This is a genomic window from Nostoc sp. NZL (assembly GCF_015714705.1).
In the GTDB taxonomy this organism is placed as follows: domain Bacteria; phylum Cyanobacteriota; class Cyanobacteriia; order Cyanobacteriales; family Nostocaceae; genus Nostoc; species Nostoc foliaceum_A.
The window spans coordinates 23,238-44,883 of the sequence record NZ_WBKL01000102.1; the positions used below are offsets into that span (position 1 = coordinate 23,238).

At 39.0% G+C, this 21,646-nt stretch carries 13 protein-coding genes and 1 pseudogene; 7 read left to right on the forward strand and 7 right to left on the reverse strand.

Annotation, left to right across the window (positions count from 1 at the left end; translation table 11 throughout):
• Positions 1-440 precede the first annotated feature (440 nt).
• Together F8R90_RS14430 and F8R90_RS14435 are read left to right on the forward strand one after the other, a co-directional pair.
• A complete protein-coding gene (locus F8R90_RS14430; protein ID WP_196510729.1) occupies positions 441-1,424 on the forward strand; it encodes an RNA polymerase sigma factor, RpoD/SigA family in 984 nt (327 codons plus the stop codon).
• Positions 1,425-1,880: 456 nt separating this feature from the next.
• On the forward strand, positions 1,881-2,582 hold the full coding sequence (locus F8R90_RS14435; RefSeq protein ID WP_196510728.1) for a hypothetical protein: 702 nt from the start codon (positions 1,881-1,883) through the stop codon (positions 2,580-2,582).
• A gap of 8 nt (positions 2,583-2,590) precedes the next feature.
• On the opposite strand, the gene cobO is transcribed toward F8R90_RS14435, so the two are convergent.
• Together cobO and F8R90_RS14445 are read right to left on the reverse strand one after the other, a co-directional pair.
• Positions 2,591-3,268 carry a cob(I)yrinic acid a,c-diamide adenosyltransferase gene (gene cobO, locus F8R90_RS14440; protein ID WP_196510727.1) on the reverse strand — a complete coding sequence of 226 codons (678 nt, stop codon included), beginning with the start codon at positions 3,266-3,268 and terminating at the stop codon, positions 2,591-2,593.
• Positions 3,269-3,655: 387 nt separating this feature from the next.
• On the reverse strand, positions 3,656-4,927 hold the full coding sequence (locus F8R90_RS14445) for an IS1096 element passenger TnpR family protein (protein WP_196510726.1): 1,272 nt from the start codon (positions 4,925-4,927) through the stop codon (positions 3,656-3,658).
• 194 nt (positions 4,928-5,121) lie between these two features.
• Between F8R90_RS14445 and F8R90_RS14450 the strand changes: the two genes are divergently transcribed.
• The 3 genes from F8R90_RS14450 to F8R90_RS14460 all read left to right on the forward strand — a co-directional run bounded on the left by F8R90_RS14450 (position 5,122) and on the right by F8R90_RS14460 (position 12,361).
• Positions 5,122-5,658 carry a nucleotidyltransferase family protein gene (locus F8R90_RS14450; protein ID WP_196510725.1) on the forward strand — a complete coding sequence of 179 codons (537 nt, stop codon included), beginning with the start codon at positions 5,122-5,124 and terminating at the stop codon, positions 5,656-5,658.
• Between the two features lie 173 nt (positions 5,659-5,831).
• Positions 5,832-11,255 carry a trifunctional serine/threonine-protein kinase/ATP-binding protein/sensor histidine kinase gene (locus F8R90_RS14455; RefSeq protein ID WP_196510724.1) on the forward strand — a complete coding sequence of 1,808 codons (5,424 nt, stop codon included), beginning with the start codon at positions 5,832-5,834 and terminating at the stop codon, positions 11,253-11,255.
• Positions 11,256-11,701: 446 nt separating this feature from the next.
• The gene (locus tag F8R90_RS14460; RefSeq protein WP_196510723.1) at positions 11,702-12,361 is read left to right on the forward strand and encodes a nuclear transport factor 2 family protein; all 660 of its coding nucleotides are present in this window, start codon (positions 11,702-11,704) and stop codon (positions 12,359-12,361) included.
• Positions 12,362-12,555: 194 nt separating this feature from the next.
• Here the strand turns inward: F8R90_RS14460 and F8R90_RS14465 are convergent, their stop codons facing one another.
• Together F8R90_RS14465 and F8R90_RS14470 are read right to left on the reverse strand one after the other, a co-directional pair.
• Positions 12,556-12,996 carry a (2Fe-2S) ferredoxin domain-containing protein gene (locus F8R90_RS14465; RefSeq protein WP_196510722.1) on the reverse strand — a complete coding sequence of 147 codons (441 nt, stop codon included), beginning with the start codon at positions 12,994-12,996 and terminating at the stop codon, positions 12,556-12,558.
• A 199-nt stretch (positions 12,997-13,195) separates the two neighbouring features.
• On the reverse strand, positions 13,196-13,876 hold the full coding sequence (locus F8R90_RS14470; RefSeq protein WP_196510721.1) for a GntR family transcriptional regulator: 681 nt from the start codon (positions 13,874-13,876) through the stop codon (positions 13,196-13,198).
• A gap of 95 nt (positions 13,877-13,971) precedes the next feature.
• Here F8R90_RS14470 and F8R90_RS14475 point away from each other — a divergent pair, with 95 nt between their 5' ends.
• Entirely contained in the window at positions 13,972-15,594 is a 1,623-nt protein-coding gene (locus F8R90_RS14475; RefSeq protein ID WP_196510750.1) for a 2-isopropylmalate synthase, read from the forward strand.
• A gap of 18 nt (positions 15,595-15,612) precedes the next feature.
• Here the strand turns inward: F8R90_RS14475 and F8R90_RS14480 are convergent, their stop codons facing one another.
• Entirely contained in the window at positions 15,613-16,752 is a 1,140-nt protein-coding gene (locus tag F8R90_RS14480) for a glycosyltransferase family 4 protein (protein ID WP_196510720.1), read from the reverse strand.
• A 209-nt stretch (positions 16,753-16,961) separates the two neighbouring features.
• Positions 16,962-18,131, reverse strand: a complete 1,170-nt coding sequence (locus tag F8R90_RS14485) for a glycosyltransferase family 4 protein (RefSeq protein ID WP_196510719.1) — start codon at positions 18,129-18,131, stop codon at positions 16,962-16,964.
• Between the two features lie 519 nt (positions 18,132-18,650).
• Here F8R90_RS14485 and F8R90_RS14490 point away from each other — a divergent pair.
• The gene (locus F8R90_RS14490; RefSeq protein WP_196510718.1) at positions 18,651-21,023 is read left to right on the forward strand and encodes a hypothetical protein; all 2,373 of its coding nucleotides are present in this window, start codon (positions 18,651-18,653) and stop codon (positions 21,021-21,023) included.
• 401 nt (positions 21,024-21,424) lie between these two features.
• On the opposite strand, the pseudogene F8R90_RS14495 reads toward F8R90_RS14490, so the two are convergent.
• Positions 21,425-21,646: pseudogene (locus F8R90_RS14495) on the reverse strand (NF041680 family putative transposase); the annotation flags it as partial.

The following is a 21,646-nucleotide window of genomic DNA, read 5'->3' on the forward strand; positions in this document are numbered from 1 at the left end:
CGGCTAGTTTTTGGCAACAGAAGAGGAGTTTTTAGCGTCACTATAGATATAGTCAGTAATTTCAAGGAAGTTTAATTTTTTTTGCAAACGGGCAACTTTGAATTATAATTAGAAGCTTTATCTTAAGATACTTTACTATCTGCCTGATTTATCGTACTATAAAGCTAAGTGGAACTCATACCGACTTCGGATTTTCAGCCACTGTCAGTAACTGCCTAAAGAAGAATTCTCAAAAACAACCAGCGTGCTTATATAAAGATTGAAAATTTAGGAAAGGTAGGGGAACCTATCATTGGGGGCTTACCGTCTGGACAACGGCTGCATCAATTGATAATTACTTTTGATAGCTTCCGATATTTTGTGATAGATTTACTACCTTTCCCTAACCATTTTAGTAAGAAAATATACTTTGTGTTTACGGAGTAGAGGAAAACGCACCAATGCCTACTGTCAACACCCAAACGGAAAACCTCAATACCAAATTCACGGCTGATATGGTGCGAACCTATCTGCGGGAAATTGGTCGTGTACCACTGTTAACCCGTGAACAAGAGATTGTCTATGGGAAGCAGGTACAACAAATGATGAAGTTCATCGACGCCAAAGAAGCTTTGGCGAAGCAATTGCACCGCGAACCGAATATGTCAGAGTGGGCTGATCATGTTCAACAATCGGAAACCGAGGTGCAACAAACGGTGGCGCAAGGTAAACGGGCAAAGCAAAAAATGATCGAAGCGAATTTACGCTTGGTTGTTGCTATTGCTAAAAAGTACCAAAAGCGGAATATGGAATTTCTGGATTTAATCCAGGAAGGAACACTAGGATTAGAGCGGGGTGTTGAGAAATTTGACCCAATGAGGGGTTATAAGTTCTCAACTTACGCTTACTGGTGGATTCGCCAAGCGATTACCCGAGCGATCGCTCAACAAGGTCGCACCATCCGGTTACCGATCCATATCACTGAGAAATTGAATAAAATCAAGAAAGTGCAGCGCGAATTGGCTCAAACCTTGGGGCGATCGCCCACTCCAGCGGAAATTGCCAAAGAACTGGAATTAGAACCTGCTCAGATCCGCGAGTACCTGAACATGGCGCGTCAACCAGTGTCTTTGGATGTTAAAGTTGGCGATAACCAGGATACTGAGTTGCAAGAAATGCTCGAAGATAGCGGCCCATCGCCAGAGTATTACACCAACCAGGAATTTTTACGCCAAGACTTGAACAACCTGCTAGCAGAGCTAACTCCACAACAGCGAGAAGTTTTAGCCCTACGCTTTGGTTTAGAAGATGGTAACGAAATGTCATTGGCGAAAGTTGGTGAGAGATTGAATCTCAGCCGTGAACGCGTCCGCCAGTTAGAACATCAAGCTTTGGCTCATCTGCGTCGCCGTCGTGCCAATGTTAAAGAATACGTTGCTAGCTAAAACGAGAGACGCAAAATGCCGCGTCTCTAAACCACCTTGGTGATGCGCCTCCTGAATTCAGGGGGCGATTTTTTTATGCTGATAACCAGGGAAAATATTTAGATTTCACATTTCACACTGTATTTATACGGTGATGCATCTGAGAAAATAGTGTCAGTAATTTTTATTTATTAAAAAGTAAAAAACAAAATGCCAAAAAACGATGTTAATTGAGAACCTTTAATTTCTGATTAACCTCACCCAATGGGATGAATCTATTGGATGAAGAATAAAGACTCTAACTGATGGTAATCTAAGATTGTTGAACTAAATTAAATAAAAACTTTAGTTTTTGACAGTTTTCTTTTTTGGACAATAGTAATATAAGTCGTTAACAAAGTCTTTGACAATTAAGACTTGGTTATGATTTAAGTAAGTTCTAGAGAACTTAGTTATTTTTTTAACAGGAGAAGTAGGGTGCTTAACAACCTTCATCAGTTCTTATCTCCCCGTCAGTGGGGAATTTCCCTCGCGGGCTTAGGCTTACTTCTCGGTTTGGGCTGTATAGCCAAGCAAACTCAAGTAGTATCAGTTACAGATTCTCCATTATCATCGGCTCAGATTCAGAAAACCTCCGAAAACTCTCTTTTGTCGCAGCTAAGAAGAGTTAGAGAGCAGAGAAGTCAACTGAATGCAGCTTCTGGAGATAGAGGGCTTTTTGTCCATAAGAGCGGAAAAACATTACCTACAACCACAGCGTTGGTTCCAAGTTCTCAGGGAGCTACAAAAGGGACAGAAGTTTTACCAAAAGCAGTTTTTCCTGTAAAAGATGGGGTTTACCTCTATGGTCAATCCCCAAAATCTAACCAGCTTGGTCAAGGTTACATCATATTTCAAAAGCAGCAGAATAAGGTAACGGGTGCATTGTATATGCCCCAATCAGAGTTTAATTGTTTTCAGGGTACACTCAACCCATCAGGAGAGTTGGCGATGACGGTTAATACTTCGTCAAATGAAGCCAGTTCTGCTCAGTCGAATCAGGTAGCTGCAAGCAATAGATTGCCTCAAGTCGGTGAAGATGAGTTAAACTCTTATGCTTACTCGGTGGCTTTGCAAGACTTTCATCGCTTAAATTCCATCACTGCTAGCGATCGCCGCACGTTGCAAATGTGCAAATAATCTTCAAGTTAATACTCAATTCCTGGTTGCGCTTTAACGCCTTGATCGCGGAAAGGGTGCTTAACTAGGGTCATTTCCGTTACGAGGTCAGCACGCTCAATTAAAGCAGCTGGTGCGCCTCTACCTGTCAGAATAACGTGCTTATTAGCTGGTTTTTGCGCCAAACCTGCTAAAACATCATCCACTTCTAAGTAAGACATTTTGAGGGCAATATTGATTTCATCCAACAACACCAGATGAAAGTCTGGGTTGCGGATGTATTCTAATGATTTCTCCCACGCGGCGCTAGCTTTATCAAGATCGCGATCGCGGTCTTGAGTTTCCCAGGTGAAGCCTTCGCCCATTGCGTGAAATTCTATCTGGTCTTCCCAATAACTGAAAACCCTTTTTTCTGAAGGTTCCCAGCTACCTTTGATAAATTGGATGATCGCAACTTTATACCCGTGACCAAGCGATCGTAACACCATCCCCAAAGCCGCAGTAGTTTTACCTTTACCATTACCAGTATTTACAATAATTAATCCTTTTTCTGGTACAGCTTGTGCTATGCGTTGATCCTGTACTTCCTTACGCCGCTGCATCTTTTTGCGATACTGTTCATCAGTCAGAGATGAAGACATTACTTCATCAATCAAGCGTCCAATCTCTTGGTCTTGGTTTAAATCTTGTGGTGTATCGTTTTTCATCAACCTTGTGTGCAAATAACTGTTAAAACTTTCGAGAATGAACTGAAATTAAGTTTATTATCCAATTTTACCTAAATTACATAATTCGATATGTCCAGTAAGATTTTACGGGAAAATATTGATACCGTGTTAGCTGTTTTTCACATCATTGTCAGATAACTAAGTAAAACTCTATGATATACAAACTCAGCTTATAATTTGAGTTCAATATTGATATTTTAAATAATTTAATAGGTTTATTAAATCACTTTACTGATAAAATTCTGTCTTTTACTTCGACAGCTCAGTTGGGTAAAATAAAAATTATTATCTTATCACTTATTTAGAAAGTGACATTAATTTTACTAGGGGTACTTTTATATAAATCGAGTTACTAAAACAGTATAATTACTCTCCCTCATCATCATCTGATTCATCATCTTCACTCCAATACTGTTGAGGTGCATTTCCGTGAACTTCTAAAATCTTTGGTTTTTTGATTTTATTATCAGGCGGATTAATTGCTTCTAACTGTACATCAAATTTCCAGCTGTCACCAAAATCATAAAGATAGGTCATTTTAGCACCTAGTTCTAAAGACAAGTCACCAATCTGCACTTGGTCTGCAAATGGGGGGATTTCCATATAGGGATGACCTATTTTGATTGTGCGACCAAAACGGTCTTTATAACTAAACTCATATAAGTGGTCATAGTCAAAATCAAAAGCATCGAGAATTGTCTCTGCTAGCCAGCATAGTGGTTTTTTTGCTGGTACGGCAATGCTTCTCCAAGCTTGAAAAATAGACACTTTAAAAATATAAATACCATTAGTGAAGCCTTGTTTTGGAACGAATAAATTATGCTCCCACTCTGGAAAAAATGGTTGTAAATGTGGCTGCAATTTTCCAAAATTCACATTTACATCATCTTGTAATTCTCCTCGTATCCCTAGCGGAAATAGTAGTTGCAAAAGAGCATCACCAAAGGGCAAGCGTTGTAAACTAGTAATGCGCCACCCTTTGCCTTCTTGTGGTTTCCCTTGCTTGATTGATATCAATCCAAATAACTCTAATAGAGCAACATTATGCAGACCAGGGTCATAACTAATATTGTGTTGGTCTTCATATTTAGGAAACTTTAAACATTTATCTGGAACGCGGGGCCAAAGTTGAATACATCTAAATAAATTACCGAATGAGTCTTGATGCTCACCCAAAATTTCGTTATTTCCCCAAATTAACCAGGCTTCTAATAAGTTGAAATAGCGTTCTGTTGAGTTGAGATTTGACCATGATTCTAAGGTAGCTGCGTCTAATACTAAAATTTGCTTCTTACCTTGGGATCTAATTTGGGCTATCCCAGAACTGCGTAATAACAAATATAGTCCATTAATGTAGGGGTATGATTTCTGTACAGGGCGTTTGAGTTTAATTTCAATTGGGTGACTTAACCGAGAATTAACTTCCGATAGTACTTTAAGTGGTAAAAGGTTATTAACACTACTAACTTCCACTCCATTTGGTTGCAAGAAATCTATCAAAGTTTGAAAATCATGCAGAATCGTACCGGGTTGATTTTCATCAATGCTAAGTTCTTGTAGAAGTTTTTGTTGTGACTCTGTTAGAGAAGGCAGTTCAGGATTGAGTGTGCGTTCTAGTCGTGCGAATAAATCTTCCATAGATAAAAATTCTAAATTCTAAATTCACCATTTACCCTTCCGTAAAATCCTGTTCTCTTTATACTATGACTTCAGCAGTTACCCTAAAAATATTGACCTGCCAAGTGTCATAGCAGGACTATCAACACCGTAAGCTTAATGAAATGTGAATAATAATATTTTCACCTTCTACTTGACAATTTCAGGAATTTGATATGAATAGTAACACTCGTCTACAGATGATTTTAACTGATACACGTATTAATACAGTATTACCTGCGATCGCTCAACTAAATTTACCTAACTGGTGGTTAGCCGGGGGTGCAGTCCGAAACACAGTTTGGTCTTCAATTTTTGGTAATGAGTGTGGGTTAGGTATTAAAGATTTTGATATTGCATTCTTTGATATAGAGGGAAACCGTTCTCAGGAACTAGCAGCAAAGGCGACTCTTACAGAACAATTTCCTCATGACCAGTTTGATGTCAAAAATCAAGCCAGTTTTGCTCGTTGGCGGCTTGGTAGCAGATCCTACACTAGTACAGAGGATGGCATCACAGATTGGCTGCACACTGCTACTGCTGTGGGAGTTCGGCTAGATACACAAGGCCAATGGCAATTTTTTACTCCTTATGGGTTAGATGACTTATTTGATGGCATTATTCGACCTACGCCAGCACATACTCATAACCTAGATGCTCACAATAAGGCTTCTGGGTTTTTACAGAAGTGTCCTTATCTGCGGTTAGCGTAAAAGTTACAGTCGGGCTGTAGACATTGGTTTTTGTTACAAGGTTAATTTATAACCCTTAGATACGGGAGCTCAATGTTAATAATTTTCTACGTACTGGGAATAATTAAAATAGAGCCCCTTTGATGACAAGACAAGGGGTGATGCTAATTTTGTAACTTGATAGTCAAAAATCAATGCCAAATCGTACTGGATACCAAATCAACTCGACTCTCCATGAAGGAATCCAAACAATTATTTATCAAACACAAACCCCAAAGACGCAACAGCGAGTTATCCTCAAGTTGCTTAAAAATGAATACCCAACCCTCGAAGCCTTTACTCGCCTTAAAAATGAGTATCAAATTCAGCAAACTTTAGACCATCCCAATATAGTTAAAGCAATTAGTTTGGAAACCTTTGATAATCGTGTAGGACTGTTGTTAGAAGACTTTGGTGGTCAATCTTTAGATCAACTTCTACAGACAGAAAATTTTGACTTAATCAAGCATTTAAACATTGTTATTCAACTGACAAAAGCTCTAGGTTATTTGCATAAGCACCAGATTATTCATAAAGATATCAAACCTAGTAACATTATCATTAACTCCCAGACAGGTATTGTTAAACTCACTGACTTTGGTATAGCCTCCCGCCTCAATAAAGAAAATCCTCAGTTTACTAACCCTAACTGCGTTGAAGGCACACTTGCCTATATGTCTCCTGAACAAACTGGGAGAATGAATCGCATTATCGATTATCGCACTGACTTTTATTCTCTTGGTGTGACTTTGTATGAAATGCTCACTAAGAAAACACCATTTTTTAGCCAAGACACCCTAGAAATAGTTTATAGTCACATTGCTGTTCAACCAATAAAACCGCAGACATTAAATCCAAAAATTCCTGCCGTCGTCTCAGAAATTGTCATGAAGCTGATGGCGAAAAATGCGGAAGACAGATATCAAAGTTCCACAGGATTATTAGCAGACTTAGAATTATGTCTCAACCAGTTAGAAACTAAGGGTACAATTAATGATTTTGTTCCAGGTCGTTTAGATATCTTAAGCCAGTTATTAATCCCACAAAAATTATATGGTCGTGAAGAACAAGTTAATGAACTCTTAGCTGCATTTGAGCGCGTTACATCTGGAACTAGTGAAATGATGCTAGTCTCTGGTTATTCTGGTATTGGCAAATCAGTTCTAGTCAACGAAGTTAATAAACCCATTACTCGCAGACAAGGTTACTTTATTTCTGGTAAATTTGATCAATTAAAGCGAAATATCCCTTATGCTTCTTTAATTCAAGCTTTTGCTTATTTAATGCGGTATTTGCTGACTGAAAATAATGAAAAAATAGAAACATGGCGGAATAAAATTCTATCAGCTTTAGGAACAAATGGAAAAGTTATTACTGAGGTAATTCCAGAAGTAGAGCTAATCATTGGTACACAGCCTGAAATTGCCCAAATTGGTGCAACGGAATCACAAAATCGCTTCAACCATGTTTTTAAAGAATTTATCCAAGTTTTTACCCAAAAAGAACATCCTTTAGTCATCTTTTTAGATGATTTACAATGGGCAGATTCAGCTACCTTGAATTTAATTCAACTGCTCATAACTGATACAGACAGCAAATATCTGTTATTTATTGGGGCATATAGAGATAATGAAGTTAGTCCGGCACATCCTTTAATCCAAAAAATAGAAGAAATTAAAAAGAGTGGCACGGTTGTCAATAATATTGTCTTGCAACCTTTAAATTTAGGGAATGTGACTCAATTAGTTGCAGAAACTCTACAGGACACAGAAGTTAATTATGATTCCGAAAACAGAGTATTTGATAATCAAATTATCAAACTAGCTGAATTAATTTCTAATAAAACAGGCGGCAACCCATTTTTTATAACACAACTAATTCAAGCACTTCATCAAGAAAAACTTTTAACATTTGATTTCATTAATGCTAAATGGCAATGGAGCTTAGAGGATATCCAATCAATCGGAATTACCGATAAAAATGTAGTTGAACTGGTTGCAAGTCGAGTTCAAAAGCTACCAAAGCTCACCCAAGATGTTTTAAAACTAGCGGCTTGCGTGGGTGACAGATTTAGCTTGGATGTTTTATCAATAGTCAATGAAAAATCGGCTTCTTTGACGGCAAATGATTTACACTCGGCTTTGCAAGCAGGATTAATTCTGCCTTTAAGTGAGGCTTACCGCATTCCTTTGGTTTTTAATCAAGAAGAAGCGGTCAATTTAAATTTCGACACTTCACGGGTGGGTTACAAGTTCTTGCATGACAGAGTACAACAAGCAGCATATTCGTTGATTCCAGAAGAACTAAAGAAATCTACTCACCTGAAAATTGGACAATTGCTTCTACAAAATATACCTAAAGAGGAAATAGAAGCTAATATTTTTGATATTGTCAATCAGTTGAATGTAGGTATTGTTAACCTGATAGAGCAATCTGAGAAAACTGATTTGGCACAATTAAATTTAATTGCAGGGCGAAAAGCTAAAGCTTCTACAGCTTACGAAGCTGCTCTTAAGTACTTCACAAATGGGATAGAACTTTTAAATATAGACGCTTGGCAAACTGAATATACCTTAACCATAGGTTTATATGAAGGAGCCGCAGAGGCAGCCTATCTGGGCGGTAATTTTGAGCAGATGCAACAATGGGCTGAGGTGGCGCAGCAAGAAGCCAAAATCCTTTTAGATAAAGTTAAAGTCTATGAAGTACAGATTATCGCTTCTATTATTCAAAGCAAACAACTAGAAGCCATCAAAATAGCAGTATCAATTCTACAATTGTTAGGAATAAATTTTCCAGATGAACCGACATCATCTGATTTTCAGCAGGGGATGGATGAAATCGCTGCTTCTTTGAAAGGGAAAGCCATTGCAGATTTAATTAACTTACCATTAATGACCGACCCTAACAAGATTGCAGCTATGAGAATCTTAATGGGGGTTCTCCCTGCGGCTTTTCAAACTGCTCCTGCAATGATGCCAATTATTGTCTGTAAAATGGTCAATTTGTCCTTAAAGCATGGCAATACGGCTGTATCTGCCTATGGTTATAGTCTTTATGGATTAATTCTTTGTGGAGTTCAAGGAGAAATTGATTCTGGCTATGAATTTGGTAAGTTGGCTTCAAGTCTAGTGTCACAATTTGATTCTCAAGAACTCAAGGCTAAGATTCTGACGGTTGTCAGCGCTCATGTTATGCATTGGAAAGAGCATGTTAGGGAAACACTAACATCATCAATGGCAGGATATTCTAGTGGACTAGAAACCGGAGATTTAGAATATGCTGGCTATTGTGCTTACATTTATCCCTACCATTCATTTTGGCTGGGTAAGGAACTTTGGGTTCTGGAAAAAGAACTGGTAGCTTACTGTGAATCACTGAAAAAAATTAACCAACAAGTAGCTTTAACTTGGAACTCAGTATATTTACAAACAGTTTTAAACTTGAAAGGGAATTTTGAAATTGCGGACTGTTTAATTGGAGAAGCCTACGACGAGCAAACTATGCTGCCAATTCATCAGCAAGTAAATGATCTCTACACAATTAATCATTTATTTGTTAATAAACTAATGCTTTCTTACATATTTGGAGAGTATTTTAAAGCTGTAGAAAACGCTGCGATCGCAGAAAAATCTTTAGGTGGTGTTACAGGGTTGTTTGTTGTTCCACTGTTCTATTTTTATGATTCTTTAGCCCATTTGGCAATATATCATACTGCTAAAGAGTCTGAGCAGCAAGCTATTCTGGAAAAAGTCCAAGCTAATCAGCAAAAGATGGAACTCTGGGCTAATCATGCTCCAACGAATCACTTACATAGATTTTATCTCGTGGAGGCAGAACGTTATCAGGTTTTGGGTCAAAAGCTTGAAGCAATGGACTACTATGAAAACTCTATTGCAAAATCTCAAGAAAATGGTTTTCTCCAAGAGGAAGCTTTAGCCTATGAGTTAGCAGGAAAATTTTATCAATCTTTAGGTAAAGAGTTAATTCATCAAACTTATATAACTAAAGCTTATTATGCCTATATTCGTTGGGGTGCGATCGCTAAAGTTAAATACTTAGAATCAAAGTATGTTTTTCTAGTAGGACAAACTAATACGATAGAAACTACTACTTCAAAAATAGATACAATTCACCTTACCACTACCACGACTACTAATAGCAGCTTGAGTGATTTTTTGGATTTTAATGCATTCATCAAGTTTTCGCAAGCGATTACCAATGAAATTATTTTAGAAAATTTGTTGAGCAAGCTAATCAAAATTTTACTAGAAAATGCTGCTGCACAAAAAGCAGTACTACTTCTACTTAAAGATAATCAACTATATATCGAAGCTTCTGGAAATCTTGCTGACAATGTAGTGACAGTTTTACGCTCTATTCCTGTTGAAACCTATCAGGATTTACCGCTCTCTGTAATTAATTACGTTTTTCGAACTCAGCAATATCTTGTATTAAATGATGCAGTAGCTACAGAACCTTTTAACCTTGATACTTATATTCAGGAATCTAAAATAAAATCAATCTTTTGCTTGCCCATTATTTACCAATCACAGCTTACAGGTATTATTTATTTAGAAAATCAGATATCATCAGGAGCTTTTGTCCCAGAAAGGGTAGAGGTATTAAAAGTCTTGGTTTCTCAAATGGCTATTGCCATACAAAATGCCCGATTGTACACAAGAGAACAAGACAAATCTAGAGAATTAGAACAGTTAATAAAAGATTTTCAAGAGGCACAACTACAACTTATCCAAAGTGAAAAAATGTCTTCTTTGGGTAATTTAGTAGCAGGTGTAGCACACGAAATAAACAATCCGGTTGCTTTTATTACAGGTAGTATATTCCAAGCAAAAGATACTGTTAAAGATTTAATAGGGCATCTGCAACTGTACCGAGAAAAGTTCCCAAATCCTGGTGCTGAAATTGAAGAAAAAGCCGAAGAAATAGATATAGATTTCCTGCTAGAAGATTTACCAAAAATGATTGATGGTATGACAGTAGGGACACAGCGCATTCGTAATATTAGTACTTCCCTTCGTACTTTTTCAAGGGCTGATACTACCTCTAAAGTATTAGCTAATATCCATGAAGGTATTGATAGTACTTTATTGATTTTACAGCATCGGCTAAAGGCTGATCATAATCGTCCGGCAATTCAAATCATTAAGCAGTACGAAAATATCCCACTAGTCAAATGTTATTTAGGACAATTGAATCAGGTGTTTATGAATGTTATTGCAAATGCAATTGATGCTTTAGAAGAAGCAAATATTGGTCGTAGTTTTATAGAAATTCAAGACAATCACCCTAATACTATTACTATCTTAACTAAGATAGATGAAGATAATAATCTGATAATTAAGATTCAAGATAATGCTAAGGGGATGTCAGAAGAGGTTAAAGCCTGTATCTTTGAAAATTTATTTACTACTAAATGTGTAGGAAAAGGTACAGGATTAGGATTATCTATTAGTCGCCAAATTATAGTAGAAAATCACGGTGGAAGTTTGATTTGTGAATCAGTGTTGGGACAAGGAACAGAATTTATAATTTCTATTCCCGTTTTGGGAGAATAATTTCTCACGCTAGAGACCCATTAGCAAAGCTATATCCGCAGATACGCAACTTTTCAAATAAGTCGTGTATTTCTCATATCACGAATGTTTAAATATTGCTATAGTAACTCTATTTTAGTTGGAAAAAATTGTCAAGCAAAGGTTATTTACTTTTTCATAAAACTATGCAGATGATAACTTTATTACTTAATCAAATCAACACAAATGCAGTGATAATTAATACCCAGAATTTCATCATTTATCTGTTATAAATAATTACATACATCAAATCTTGTACTATTTTTCTTGTTTACTAGTAAATTAATTTACTAGCTGATATCAAAGTAAGCTCTCGCTAAATTCCCAAGGATTTTAGCCAAGTTTTTATGAGCTAACAAGTCCAGCAAAAACTTGAGTTTACAGCAAGTACAAGATACGAAAATTGTAAAAATTAAGGTGGTCATCCTGTGGAAAAGAGAAGAGAAAGTGGGCGAATAGTTCCAAAGGCTATCTCGTTTTTGTTAAATCGTATAACTTTGATTGTGCTTGCAGTCACTCTTGTGCTGTTTATTGGAGGTAAGTTTGAACTAGCAAGTGCATCTCAACCTAACGCAGAATTAGAAATTCAAAAATTAACATCTTGTTACGCGTTAGGAACTGATGCTATTGGTAGAGGAAATCTCCTAGAGGGAAAGAATATTTATCGGGATTGTTTTACTCAAGATTCAGTCCTCACTGCCATTTTTCCTGATGGGGCGAGTGAAACACGTTTTGGAACAGATTCTTGGGCAGATTTTGTCTATTCAGTATTCCAAGGAAATGGTTATACAGCTACCCAACACTTGATAGGTACGATAAACATTTCAGTTCAAAATAATCAAGCAACGATGACCTCTTACCTCCATGCAACTCACAAACGTTCGGAAACCAGCATTGATGTTGCTAATGGTACTTATGAAGATGAAGTTATCAATAAAAATCGGCGCTGGAAAATTCGTAAACGTACTCTCAAACTCATCGATTTCTTGAATCTTAGTTCTCCAACTACTGCTTCCTCAAGCACTAATGCCCGAAGCACTAATTCCTCAAGTACTTTGGTAATACCAAATATACCTCGCTTAAAGTAGTAATCGTTTAGAGATGAGATTTGGATAAGTATTCTTCATTTCTCTTGTGGGAAAAAGCTAAGGGGTGAATATTTTAATTCACCCCTTTTTGCTTTGCCACTTAACCGAACTATTGTGTAATAAAAAACATAGTTTTGTATTCAAAAATTTCGTGAAATAAATATCCTAATCTCAGCGTTAGTAAAGCTGCAAAATCAATCTTTATTCTGTTTGATGCGTGAGTAAAGAAGTTCGCGTAGGCGTAGCCCGTCGTAGACATCGCTCCGAGGATTTACAATTAAGCATGGACTATTACCGCTACTTCCATTACTTACAATAACGACAGTAATGCCGGATTTTGGACAAACTCCTAAACAACTGGTGCTAGCGACCCGAAATTCCCCCCATAATCCCTCAAATTTTAAACGTGATTTTAACCAATTCTCTAAGTCTTCGGAAGCCGTTGAGCCTGATTGCTCGTTTGCACATTGTGAACACACAAGCACCAAACCAGACTCCCATCGGGGAGAAACACTGGGAATAGAAGTGTCTAAAGGGCGAGAATTTATTAAGGGTGATGGTTGCTGAGGAGTGGATGCAAAACTCTTGAAGATACGTTGGAGCAATCTCTTAATACGCTGGATCAGTTTTTTCATGGATGACCACCTATTTCTCTGAACAACGTGAGCTGAATAAAAAGACCTCTCCCTGGTTTTACAATGTAAAACCGTCCCTTTCCGAGTCGGAGAGGGATAGACTTGAACTTTAGTTCAAGGTAGGGAGAGGTTTGTTGAACAGGATAGTGGTAATTTCCGGTTTAATCTGTTCTGCTAGATCATCTCGTTCCAACAAGAATCAGCGTTTCTGAGCAATTTGCTGCAAGTATGCAATTAGCTGTTCTCCTGCGGTGTCAATATGTCGTTTCAGTAACCTGATAGCAGCTTTTGTATCCTGCTTTTGACAAGCATCTAGGAGTTGATAGTGTTCTTTTTGCGATCGCTCTTGGTAATCCATCTGCGCTAATTGTACGCGAACATAGCGATCGCAATTCACGTGTAAAGTTTTAATCATTGTCAGCAACCGGGGACGTTCAGCAGTGGTGTACAGCGTTGCGTGAAATTCCCAGTTGAGTTTTGCCAACACACCTGCATCAGTTGCTTGATCTGTCGCTTCTAAAATCACAGCAGCTTTTTCTATATCTGTTTCCCTGAACTTGGGTATTGCCAACTGCATCGCTTTCACTTCTAAAGCGCTGCGAATTTCACAAATTTCTTGCGCCTCTTGTGCTGTCAACACCGATACGATCGCACCACGATTTAAATGCAGTGTCACTAATCCTTCTGCTTCTAACTGCTTGAGGGCTTCGCGCACGGGAATGCGGCTAACGCCAAACTGAGTGGCGATTTCATCCTGTCTCAGAGATTGTCCTTCCTGAAAAATGCCGCCCAGAATCGCTTCCCGCAAAGCATCGGCAATTAAATCTGGGGTACTGCGTTGTTGTTGCAGCACATTCGCTGCTAGGTCATTTAAGTTCATATTGAATATTGTATACAAAATCCAAAAGATTGTATACAATATCCAAAGTCAGCTTTTTAAACATCCCTTCAATACCACGGGAGACAGTTATGAGCATCGCATCTCAACCAGACCGAGTTATCATCTTCGACACCACCCTACGGGATGGTGAACAGTCACCGGGCGCAACCCTCAATGTAGAAGAGAAATTAGCGATCGCTCATCAACTAGCTCTCCTTGGTGTCGATGTGATTGAAGCCGGTTTTGCTGTTGCTAGTCCGGGAGATTTTCAAGCTGTTAAAAGCATTGCTGAACAAGTTGGAATACCTGGTGGGCCAATCATTTGCAGTTTAGCTAGAGCCATTCGCCAGGATATTCACGCAGCCGCCGAAGCTTTGAAGGGAGCGGCTTGTCCCAGAATCCACACAATGATTTCTACCTCCGATATTCACCTGCAATATCAGTTGAAAAAATCTCGTAGCGAAGTATTAGCGATCGCATCAGAAATGATTGCCTATGCTAAGTCGTTTGTAGACGATGTAGAATTTTCACCAATGGATGCCAGCCGCACTGAACCAGAGTTTCTGTATGAAGTTTTGGAGGCAGCGATCGCAGCAGGTGCAACTACAATTAATATTCCTGATACCGTTGGTTACTGCACACCCAAGGAAATCGGAACTCTGATTCAGGGAATTCGAGAACATGTTTCCAATATCGATGGGGTGATTCTTTCCATTCACACCCAAAATGATTTGGGTTTGGCGACAGCTAACGCTTTGGCAGCAATTGAATATGGCGTGCGTCAAGTGGAGTGTACCATTAATGGCATTGGGGAACGAGCAGGCAATGCAGCCTTAGAAGAGATTGTCATGGCGTTGCAGGTTCGCAAACCCTTTTTCAATCCTTACTTTGGTCGTCCGGTTGATGCCGATACACCCCTGACTAATATCAAGACTCAGGAGATTTACAAAACTTCATCCTTGGTTTCCCAATTAACTGGGATGCTGATTCAACCCAATAAGGCGATCGTGGGAGCAAACGCTTTCGCCCATGAATCTGGTATTCACCAAGATGGGATCATCAAGCACCGCCAGACTTATGAAATTATGGAAGCTGCTGCGATCGGTTTGCCAGAAAATCGCATTGTTTTGGGCAAGCACTCTGGACGAAATGCTTTCCGTACAAGGCTCAAGGAATTGGGGTTTGAATTGAACGAGGCGGACTTGAATAAAGCCTTCAATCGGTTCAAAGAAGTGGCCGATAAGAAAAAAGAAATCTCAGATTGGGATTTAGAAGCGCTCGTTCGAGATGAAACGCAGATTCAAGTAGAAAGTGGCTTCCAAATCGAACACGTCCAAGTAATTTGTGGTGACTGCACTTGCCCAACTGCAACCATTACAATTGTCACTCCTGAGGGCAAAATTCTCACAGATGCGAGTGTAGGCACAGGCCCGGTGGATGCGGTGTATCAAGCAATCAATCAATTGGTGCAGATTCCCAATCAACTGATTGAATTTTCTGTCCAATCTGTGACTGGAGGAATTGATGCACTGGGAACAGTCACAGTTCGTTTGAAGCATCAAGAGCGGATATTCTCTGGACAAGCATCTGATACTGATATTGTAGTAGCCGCAGCTTACGCTCATCTAAATGCCCTGAATCGTCTCTATCGTTACTTGCAAACCCAAACTGAGAGATCCCATTTGCATGAGACAGACTCTGCTGTTGTATCTAGGTAGATTAGATTAATCAGGTAATTATAATCTGTCGGATAGTAGTTGGGCAATTTGTTGATTAATAATTGCAATATCAAAACGCCGACTAGCGGTAGCCCTGGCATTATTGGCTATAGTTGCAGTTATTTCCATCTCCTGAAGACAGGTGATAATTACTTGTGCAAGTTCCTGGGGTTCTCCTGGTGTCACTAAAAAACCATTAAGTCCATGTTCTACTAATTCCATTACACCTCCAGCTTTTGCTGCAACTACAGGTTTTCCACATAGCATCGCCTCTACAATCACTCTACCAAAGGGTTCTGGGGAAGTAGAGGTATGTGCCACCAAGTCACAAGCTGCCATTAACTGGGGAATATCAGAACGAAATCCTAAAAATTTAACGCGGTTTTCTAGTCCCAGTTCAGAAACTTGTTGGTGTAACTTTTGGACGTAATCTTGTTCGCCGAACAGTGCATCACCCACTAGAATTGCTATCACCTCTGGTGGACATTTGGCAAGGGCATCAATTAAAACATGCTGCCCTTTCCAAGGTGCAAGACGACTAAAGTGTCCGACTACAAATTTTCCTTCTAACCCTAACTGTTGCTGTAATTTATTGATGTCAGACTCATCAGGTTGATAAATTTTTGGATCAAAGCCGTTATAGACAACTTCAACTATATTTCGGTCTCCTCCCGCTTGTAAAAAGGCGGTTTTACTAGCTTGTGAATTAGCAATTACTAATGAGGCAAAACGATTAGCTAGGTTAATAGCAACATGAAGATTAGTTTGACTAAAATGTTCTGTGGAAAGAATATCATGTAAATGATAAACCAGAGGGCGACGGCTGAAAAAACTTGCTAATGCTCCTACAACTAATGCTTTTTGGGTATTGGCATAGATTAAATCGTATTCACGGGCTTTTTTAACTACCTTAGTAATCAAAGGTGCAAGTTGTCCTAGACTCTTGAATCCTTGTAGCAAACTGCTTTCTTTGCGAACTTGGATTGCTTGAGTTGCAAGAACTTCTACTGGGATATTATTTTGCTGTAATAAAGTTCTAAAAGACCCATCTGCAAATAAACCTACCAAAGCGCGATCGCCATAAGGTTTAGCAATATCTATTAAACATAATTCGGCACCCCCTGGTTTACCGCTTTGGTCTAAGAAAAGAATTCTCATAAAACCTCTACTTTAGCTAATTTTGGCCCGCGTAGTGCCCCTAATATTTATTGCAATCTGACTTTTCACGGCATCTGGAAAACCTCACTTCTATTTCTCTCTCCTTTTAGGAGACTTTGAATTTTCCTCCTTACCGCGTCGGTAAGGGGGTTAGGTTTTTGGTGGACTTTTCCACATAACTTAAAAAGTCAGCTATTACAATCACTTCTTTAAGCTAATAAAATTTTCCGTACTTGTTGGGCGATTTGATTCCAATCATAGTGTGTAGTAGCGTACTGGCGACAGGCTTCTCGTGAAGGTATGGGGATATTTCCCAAAAGCACTTGCTCTAATTTTTCAGCAATGGCTGAGGCTTCGGTCGAAGTAGTAATTAAATCGGGTGAGAATTCTGATAAAATTTCTGGCATTCCCCCAACTGGAGTACATAAAACAGGAGTACCACAGGCTAGAGACTCGATTATTACTAATCCAAATCCTTCAAAAGATTGACTAGGCATAATAGTCAATTCAGCAGCTTGATAAGCTATAGGTAATTGCTCATCAGGTAGAAAACCTAAAAATTTAACATTGTCATCTAGTCCTAACTCTGTAGCCTGTTGTTGTAGTGCAGATTGGATGTGACCACGACCTGCGATCGCTAGCCAAACATCTGGTATTCTGGGCTTAATTATAGCCAGTGCTTGCAATAATTTATCAACTCCGGTTCGATGTACTAAGCGGCGGGATGTAAATATTATCCGGCGATTACTAGGCCAGCCTAACTTTGTACAAGCCTCCTGGGGTGATAAATTTGGCTGAAACCAGTTAATATCAACTCCACCAGGAATAATATTAATTTTGCTCCACGGTACTTGATATTTATCATGTAGAATTTTACCAAATGCTTTGCTCAAAACAATGAAGCGATCGCAGCGATTATAAGTATTTTTTTCTATTAGCCAGTGCTTGATCAAAAGACTGAGATTTTTATTAACTACCTCTTGCTGACTCTCAGAAGCCCAAGGCCCATGAAAGTTAAAAGTAACTGGTACTCCCTTTGGTAAAATATCTAAAATAGGAAAGCTATATAATGCAAAGTGCAGATTAATAGCATCTGGTTTGCTTATTCTTGTTTTCTGGAAATTAGTGCGAATTGACCATAATCTTTGCCAAATAGCACTATCAACAGAAGCCAAATTAGTCAGCTTAATTGGCGAATTTATTTCCGCCTCTGGTAGACCGACTCCACATAATTCAACCTGGTCTTGATTTGCTGCTAATTTATGAGTTAGTTCATAAATATACCTTTCTAGTCCACCGGGACTTTTGGGAAACCAGCCCAATCCAAGGGTGAGAATAGATGCAGACGATGAAGCAAAGTTTTCTGATTTATTTCCCATTGATGTATTTCCTATAAATATATTAAAACAGGCGCACAGTCGTGCGCGTCTACATCTGTATACAAACCGAAATCACTAAAATTTTCAAATATACATTATCAATAAGAGCTTTTGTATAGAACACCAATTTATAAACTATTTATATGTCAACGTCAACAAGGAATTGAAACTGTATTTTTAGTAACCAAACAACACCTAACTAGACATATATGATACCTGCCAATCAAGAAAGTTGAATGCTATATAGGGAGAGAGAAAAGCTGATAAAAAGTAATAAATTCAGAATTATTTTGTATTAATTTTTACCATAGCTAGTAAATAATAGGTAAATATTAATACCTTAAATGTATTAGTTGAAATTTCAAATAATCAGGTCAGTTTTATAAAGCTTATGTAAAACTTGCTATTAAATGTGATGTCTATGGATAGCCTGTATCTTAGCCAATTCAAAATAGTTATATTTTTTGCGGATTACCGAAAAAATGATTGTATATAAATAATTAAAAGCTTAAAAAATATATGAAAAATAAATTACTGACGCAGTTAATAAAACTCCGTCACCGACTCAACCAGCACCTCAAAACAATATTTAAGATTAGATATATACAAAAAAGTAAAACTTTCAACTTTTTACTCAGTCTGACTGTTGGAGTAATTGTTACTACTCTTGGAATTACAACAGACTGGGCGACAACTGGAACACGCACGCTTATCTACAAAACATCGTCGATAAGTAATACTATTGCCAGTGAAAGTCCGATACAAAACAATACTGAAACACCCACACTTACACACAAAGAAATCTCGATAAGTAATACTATTGCCAGTGAAAGTCCGATACAACACAATACGGGAACATCCACATCTACCTATAAAACATCGTGGATAGGTAACACGATTGGCAGTGGAAATTTGCGGGTACAAAACAATATTGAGGCAATGTATATTGCCCCTAATGGCACAGTTTATACTAACAGCCATTGGGATGAGGCGGGAATGGAAGCAGCTATCTATAAGGATGGTAAGGTTATTGGTGCTATTGGGGATACTCACGGCTGGAGTCGTGGAGGTGGCAAAGCTGTAACAGTAAATAGTAAATATATTTACATTGCCATGACTCAGGGATCGAAGGGCAAAACCAATGAAGATTACCCAGCAGAAGGAACAACTTGGCATTGCGTTAGACGCTATGATTTGTCGGGAAAACCTGCACCGTTTCCTGAAGGGCGTGGCTGGGATAAAAGTATGTTAATTACCAGTACTAAAGGTGAAGTCACTGGATTAGCAACTGTGGGAAGCGAGTTGTATGTGAGTGATTTTGCTACCAACCAGATTCGTGTCTATGATACTGATACGATGAAGGAACTACGCAGCTTTACCTTTGCTAATCCCGGAGCAATAACTATTGATCCACAAAAAAATCTGTGGATTATTCAAAGCAAAAATGGTAGTAAGCCTGCCAAGATTCTTCATTATTCGCCGAGTGGAAAGCAATTACCCCAACAGATTGCAGATATTGTTGAACCAACTGCGATCGCAATTAATCATCAAGGTAAGCTGTTAGTGGCAGAAAATGGGCCGCGTCAGCAAATGTTGATTTATGACATCAAAGATAAGCCGACGCAGGTGGGTAGTTTTGGTGCGAAAGGCGGTATCTATGCAGGAGTTCCTGGTGAAGTTCAAGATTTAAAACTTTATGGACTTACCGGAGTTGGTACAGATGCTTCAGGCAATATCTATATAAATAGTAATGGTTTCAACAAATCAGGAACAGATTTGCGGAAATTTTCGCCATCGGGAAAACTAATGTGGCGATCGCTAGGATTGATATTCGTCGATAATGCAGATGCCGATCCTAAAACTGATGGTGCAGATGTATTCACCAAACAAGAACACTATCTAATGGATTACAGTAAGCCTGCTGGTAAGCAATGGACTTACAAAGCCTACACCTTAAATGCTTTCAAATATCCTCAAGATCCCCGTCTGCATACATCGCCAGATGGAACCTTTGTTCGCCGCATCCAAGGGAAGCCGTTTTTGTTCCTCACAGATATGTATAACAGCTTCCTGCAAATATATCGTTTTAATCCAGGCACAGATGGTAAAGTAGCTATACCAGCAGGAATGTTTGTCGGTAGCAATGGCGCTGATAAACCATTTATCACCGGAAATTGGCCACCGTATCAACCAGAAAAAGGGGAATGGATCTGGCGCGATCGCAACGGTAATGGCAAATTTGAAAAGAACGAATATGATACCAGCAAAGATTATCCTTATATCGGCGGCTGGTGGGTAGACAGCAAAGGAGATGTTTGGAAAGCTTTACGAACAGAAGATGGCATTCGCCACTATCCTTTACAGGGAATAGATCCTAAAGGCAACCCCATCTACAGCTATAGTTCGATGGAAAAGCAAACTACTCCCAACATATTTAACGACTTGCGGCGGATCGAATATTTCCCCGAAACAGATAGTATGTATTTGTCAGGCTTTACAGTAGCTCACCCTGCATTCGGTGACGATGCTGGAGTTGCTGGATCTGAGATTGCCCGTTTTGACAATTGGAGTAAAGGAAATCGTACTCCTCGTTGGCGGATTGTAATTCCTTACGACACCACCGGCAAACGCGAAGTGTCCACGGCGGCTATGAGTGTGGCGGGAGATTATGTATTTGCCGTGACAGTTAAAACCGCCGAGGTATATGTCTACAATGCCAAGACGGGAGCACAAGTACAACAGTTAAAACCAGGCCCAGAAGTTGGCGGCGAAAGTGGCTGGATTGATATACCTTACGGTATCCGCGCTTTTCGTCGTTCAAATGGTGAGTATTTGGTATTTGTGGAAGAAAATTGGAAAGGAAAAGTGATTATGTATGAGCTGGCGAGGTGAGTATTTACAGCAGGGCAATAATATTTGGTAATTAAATTCAACTATAGCGGTTCCCACTCATATGCGGTACGATATTACATCGCAAGGTGTAGCTAGTGGCAGCAGTAATTCTGTTGCGTAACTTAAGTTTTTGGTAAAAGTTATTCACAGCGGGATACGGTATGGGTTCGAGTACCGAGGCCCCTTCGCTGACTACATTCATGACCCGAACAGCGTATTCATGACGAAAAAGCTGGCTTGATTCGCTTCTGGAAAGTAACTCCCTAGTTAGGGCTGTAAAGATTATTCCAATAAGGAAAGAATTATGGTAGTTCCTCCTGGAGTTTAGACTAGGCAACAAGAAAAGACTCAGCAACGCTGAGTTGAAAAGAAACAGACTTCAGAGATGAAAATCTACACTACTAAGCAGATTCTGATTGCTCTTTGCGGGGCTTGGTTGTAGTTTTTTTAACTATGGGGTAGCGAATTCTACGTTTACGTGGTTGATCCGTCTTCCAGCCTGGAGACTTTCCGCGAGATTTGGGTGGTTGGGCTGGAGTACCAATCACCGCAAAAACTCCACCCATAGCTTGAGCAACTCTTCCAGGGGTTAATTTTTCGAGAGGCTTCTGCCAAGGTAGAGG

Bases quoted from the DNA above. Each gene is read 5' to 3' on its own strand.
- F8R90_RS14430 (WP_196510729.1), top strand. From the start codon at position 441: ATGCCTACTGTCAACACCCAAACGGAAAACCTCAATACCAAATTCACG.
- cobO (WP_196510727.1), bottom strand. From the start codon at position 3,268: ATGAAAAACGATACACCACAAGATTTAAACCAAGACCAAGAGATTGGA.
- F8R90_RS14445 (WP_196510726.1), bottom strand. From the start codon at position 4,927: ATGGAAGATTTATTCGCACGACTAGAACGCACACTCAATCCTGAACTG.
- F8R90_RS14450 (WP_196510725.1), top strand. From the start codon at position 5,122: ATGAATAGTAACACTCGTCTACAGATGATTTTAACTGATACACGTATT.
- F8R90_RS14455 (WP_196510724.1), top strand. From the start codon at position 5,832: ATGCCAAATCGTACTGGATACCAAATCAACTCGACTCTCCATGAAGGA.
- F8R90_RS14465 (WP_196510722.1), bottom strand. From the start codon at position 12,996: ATGAAAAAACTGATCCAGCGTATTAAGAGATTGCTCCAACGTATCTTC.
- F8R90_RS14470 (WP_196510721.1), bottom strand. From the start codon at position 13,876: ATGAACTTAAATGACCTAGCAGCGAATGTGCTGCAACAACAACGCAGT.
- F8R90_RS14480 (WP_196510720.1), bottom strand. From the start codon at position 16,752: ATGAGAATTCTTTTCTTAGACCAAAGCGGTAAACCAGGGGGTGCCGAA.
- F8R90_RS14485 (WP_196510719.1), bottom strand. From the start codon at position 18,131: ATGGGAAATAAATCAGAAAACTTTGCTTCATCGTCTGCATCTATTCTC.
- F8R90_RS14490 (WP_196510718.1), top strand. From the start codon at position 18,651: ATGAAAAATAAATTACTGACGCAGTTAATAAAACTCCGTCACCGACTC.